Origin of the sequence: Streptomyces sp. NPDC050743 (genome assembly GCF_044456925.1) — a bacterium.
In the GTDB taxonomy this organism is placed as follows: Bacteria; Actinomycetota; Actinomycetes; order Streptomycetales; family Streptomycetaceae; genus Streptomyces.
In genome coordinates this window covers 1-3,892 of record NZ_JBITGJ010000257.1, presented here as the reverse complement: position 1 = coordinate 3,892, position 3,892 = coordinate 1, and the positions used below count along the sequence as shown (strand labels likewise).

Sequence of the window (3,892 nt, the reverse complement as noted above, 5' to 3'; positions counted from 1 at the left end):
ACCGGCGCAGACGTCGATGTGCGCTGGCAGGCGTTCCTCCGCAGATTCGATCTTGAACACACCTTCCGGCTGTTCAAGCAGACCCTGGGCTGGACTGTCCCCAAGGTCCGCGATCCGGACACGGCCGACCTGTGGACGTGGTTGATCATCGCCGCCCACACCCAACTCCGCCTCGCCCGGCCACTCGCCGAGGACCTGCGCCGACCCTGGCACCGCAGGCTCCGCGAGGGCGGTCCCCGGGGCGTCAGGCTCCCCAGCGTTTGCCGTGTCGGTGGAGTCCGCAGCGGCCGGGGACGCCGGGGCCGCAGACACCACGGCTTCGGTGCCCCGTCCGGTTTCGTCGTCGAGCTGGGTCGACGATGCGGCGGGGGAGAAGAGACGGAGCCCGGACGGATCGGTGCTGGCGGCGAGCGGGGCCGGGAAGACCTCGCTGCTCACGTCCGTTGCCGCCGCCGGTGACGGGATCGACGCGGCAGTGGTTGCGGGCGCGGACTCCTCCCGCGACGTGTGCTCGGGCTGCTGCACGCTGTCGAGCTCGTCCGGGACGTTCTCCCAGGGCCCCTCGGCCGGGTGGGGCGGCTGCCCGGACACCTTCAACGCGGTGGTGATCTGAAGGTAGGCGGCGTGCTCCAGGCGCTGCACGGTGATGTCGGTGGCGGCGTAGTCGAGTGTCACTGACCCAGGTACGGGGCGTGCTGCTCGGACGGTGCGGCCGGGTGCAGGCACGTCTATGGGCACGTGGTCATGTGTTGGGTACGTGCGGGGGAGCGGCGGGTGCGGTGGCGTCGGGTGGTGAGGCTGTTGATGTCTGTGGTGGCCGCGGTCAGGGCGTCCAGCCTCTCATCCCGTCCAACTGACCGCCGTCCGAGGGGTGAAAAGTCATACCGGACAAGGAGATGAGCTGTCCGCATACAAGGAGATCAACTGTCCGCTCACCCGGACGTTCCACTGTCCGTGGACAGCGACTTCGACGCCTACTGGCGCTACCACCAGCAACGCGATCACCTACGGTTCACACCATCCGCTACCGCGACATACTCACCCTCGCCGCATGACCATTAGCCCGGGAACAAGGACTGCCCGCGGCGTTAGGGTTTCGGGGACAGGCCATACGGCACGCTGCATCCCTGGGGACGAAACAGTATGGGACACGGAGCGCGGAAGCAGCTGGCGGAGCTGCTCGACGACGCGCAGCGGTGCGGGGACTTCAGTACCCGTATCGAGATGTCGGCTCGCGCGCTGCGCATCGAGGTCGACGGGGTGGGGGAACTGCCGCTGCCGCTGCGTGCCCCGGTCACCAAGAAACTGATCGCGCAGGCCCGGCAGGCGTCCTTCGGTCGTGGCGAGCAGACCCTGTCCGACACCAGAGTCCGCGACACCTGGGAGATCACTCCGGACCGCATCACGCTCGGCGGCACTGACTGGGACCGCACCCTGGACGGCGTCCTCGACGGTGTCCGTACGGCGCTCGGTCTGCCGCCCACCGTCGTCCTACGTGCCGAGCCGCACGCACTGCTCGTCTACGGCAAGGGCCAGTTCTTCCTGCCGCACCAGGACTCCGAGAAGGACGACTCCATGGTGGGCACCCTGGTTGTCTCGCTGCCCTCGCACCACACCGGCGGCGAACTCGTCGTCTCACACGCCGGCCGCAGCGTCGTCCATCAGGCGTCCCGGGAGAAGCTGACCTTCGCCGCCTTCTACGCGGACTGCCTGCACGAGGTCAAGCCCGTCAAGTCCGGCTACCGGGTCACCCTCACCATGAACCTCCTTGCCGAACGCATCCGCCCGGCTGGCGAGGACGACGGGGGCCCGGTCGCCGACCTGGCTCACTGCTTGACCGAACACTTCACCGAGCCGGCCGAAGAGCGCTATGCCTACGGCCGCCAGAAGGCCGCGCCCCCGAACCGCCTCGTGTACCTCCTCGACCACGAGTACACCCAGCGCGGTCTGGACTGGGACCGCCTCAAGGGAGCCGACGCCACCCGCACTGCCCTGCTCCGCCAGGCCGCCGCAGAGACGGACTGCGAAGCGGTCCTCGCGTTGGCCGAGGTGAAGGAGACCTGGGACGCTCATGCGCCGTATGACCGCTACGACTACTACGGCGAGGTCGAGCACTACGACGACTGCGAGGACGAGGAGTGCGAGGGTGAATGCCTCCTGGATCCCGACGGGGAACCCGGTGCCGAGCGCCGCCGCAGCGGCGACTTCTCCAGCTACGAACTGAACGAGCTGATCGACGACGAGATCACGCTAAGCTGGTGGACCCGCCCGGACGGCACCGGCGGCGAGCAGATCAACCTGCCCGTCGCGTACGCCGAGGTGTGCGCCACCACCGAGAACAAGGACCTGACGCCCTACCAGTCCGAGTACGAGGGCTACATGGGCAACTACGGCAACACCCTCGACCGCTGGTACCGGCGGGCTGCCGTGGTCCTGTGGCCCCGGCAGCGCTCGTTCACGGCCCGCGCCGAGGCCGGCTCCGAGGGCGCACTGCGGGAACTTCAGGGCCACCTGGATGCCGGGGACCTCGACCGGGCGCGCACGCTCGCCCGGTCGCTCGCCCCGTTCTGGAAGCACCACGGTTCGGGCGAGGCGGCCGCGGCGCTCTTTGCCGCCGCCCTGCCCGTCGCGGTGGGACTGCGGGAAGCGGACACTGCCACGATGCTCCTCGCGCCTTTTGGGGTGGAGACCGTGGGTGAGCGGCACGCCCCGGGTCTCGCGGCAGCGGCCGCGCGGTACGGACGAACGTGGGCCCGCGGGGCCGTCAGCAGCTGGTTCGGGACGGTTGGCGCGTACACCGGGGCCGGCCGCGCGGCGTGGCTCGAATCGCTGCCCGGCCTGTGCACCGCGCTGCGGGCCGCCGACGGCGATGGGGACGCGATGGCCTCGCCGCTGGCCGAGGGTGCCTGGCAAGCAGTCGAGCAGCAGCTCACCAGCTGGCTCGGCATCGGCCGCGAGACGGAGCGCCGCACAGGCATGGAGGGGCTCGGCGTATCTCTGGCCCGCGTCCTCCAGGCGGCAGGGCCCGAGACCGCCGGCACCATCGCCGCCACGCTGTGCGGCCTGCCGGACACCGCCCTGGAATGCCTGCTCCCCGCCCTGCGCACCGCGGCCCGCCAGCCGACGACCATACGCGACGGCGCACCCGCCGCCCGCGCTTTTCAGACCCTCGCCGACCACTGCGAGGACCGGCTCGCCGCGGCCCTCACCCGCCCCGTACGTGCGGCCGACGACTGGTCCCTCACCCCGGCCGGGACATGCCGGACTGGCTGCAGACTCTGCCCCGACTTGGACGCCTTCCTCACCTCCCGTACCCGCCACGTCATGGAGTGGCCGCTCGCGAAGGACGGACGCCGCCACCTCCACAGCCGCATCGACCAGGCCGGCCTGCCCGTCTCCCACACCACCCGGCGCCAGGGACGCCCCTACGTTCTGGTCCTGACCAAGACGGACGCCGTCTTCACCCGTGAACAGGCGACCCGCACCCGCGCCGAGACCGACCTGGCGTGGCTGCGGGATAAATGGCCCCGGACGTGCGGTTGAGAGGTGACACACCCGTACCTCTCCCCGACAGCGATGACGAGAAGAGCGAAGGTGAGGTGCTCTTGCTTCAAGGAGCTGGCCCAGCATGCCCAACTCCGTATCGACACCGGGCTGCAGGTCTACTTCGCCGACCCGCACAGCCCCTGGCAACGCGGCACCAACGAAAATACCAACGGCCTGCTGCGGCAGTACTTCCCGACTTGTATTGGGGGCAGCGGTGTTCGTGATCGGGTTGGCCGCCCGTAACGTGCCGCAGGACGCCGGGCAGGCTGACTCGAGTACTTCCTGCCGCCCGCAGGGGCTGGCTCTCTTTGGGTGTGTCGACCTGCCCGGTGCCCGTTCGCGGCTT

Annotated in this window: 1 protein-coding gene and 2 pseudogenes; all 3 read left to right on the top strand. The window is 69.9% G+C overall.

Translation table 11 applies throughout. The features are described from left to right. A pseudogene (locus ACIBJF_RS52555) lies at nucleotides 1-225 on the top strand (transposase); the annotation flags it as partial. Between the two features lie 918 nt (nucleotides 226-1,143). After that, nucleotides 1,144-3,543, top strand: coding sequence for a 2OG-Fe(II) oxygenase (locus ACIBJF_RS52550; RefSeq protein WP_399184983.1), 2,400 nt, complete (start codon nucleotides 1,144-1,146; stop codon nucleotides 3,541-3,543). A gap of 69 nt (nucleotides 3,544-3,612) precedes the next feature. Beyond that, nucleotides 3,613-3,741 (top strand): annotated as a pseudogene (locus ACIBJF_RS52545) (transposase); the annotation flags it as partial. Between the last annotated feature and the right edge of the window lie 151 nt (nucleotides 3,742-3,892).

Bases quoted from the DNA above. Each gene is read 5' to 3' on its own strand.
- ACIBJF_RS52550 (WP_399184983.1), top strand. From the start codon at position 1,144: ATGGGACACGGAGCGCGGAAGCAGCTGGCGGAGCTGCTCGACGACGCG.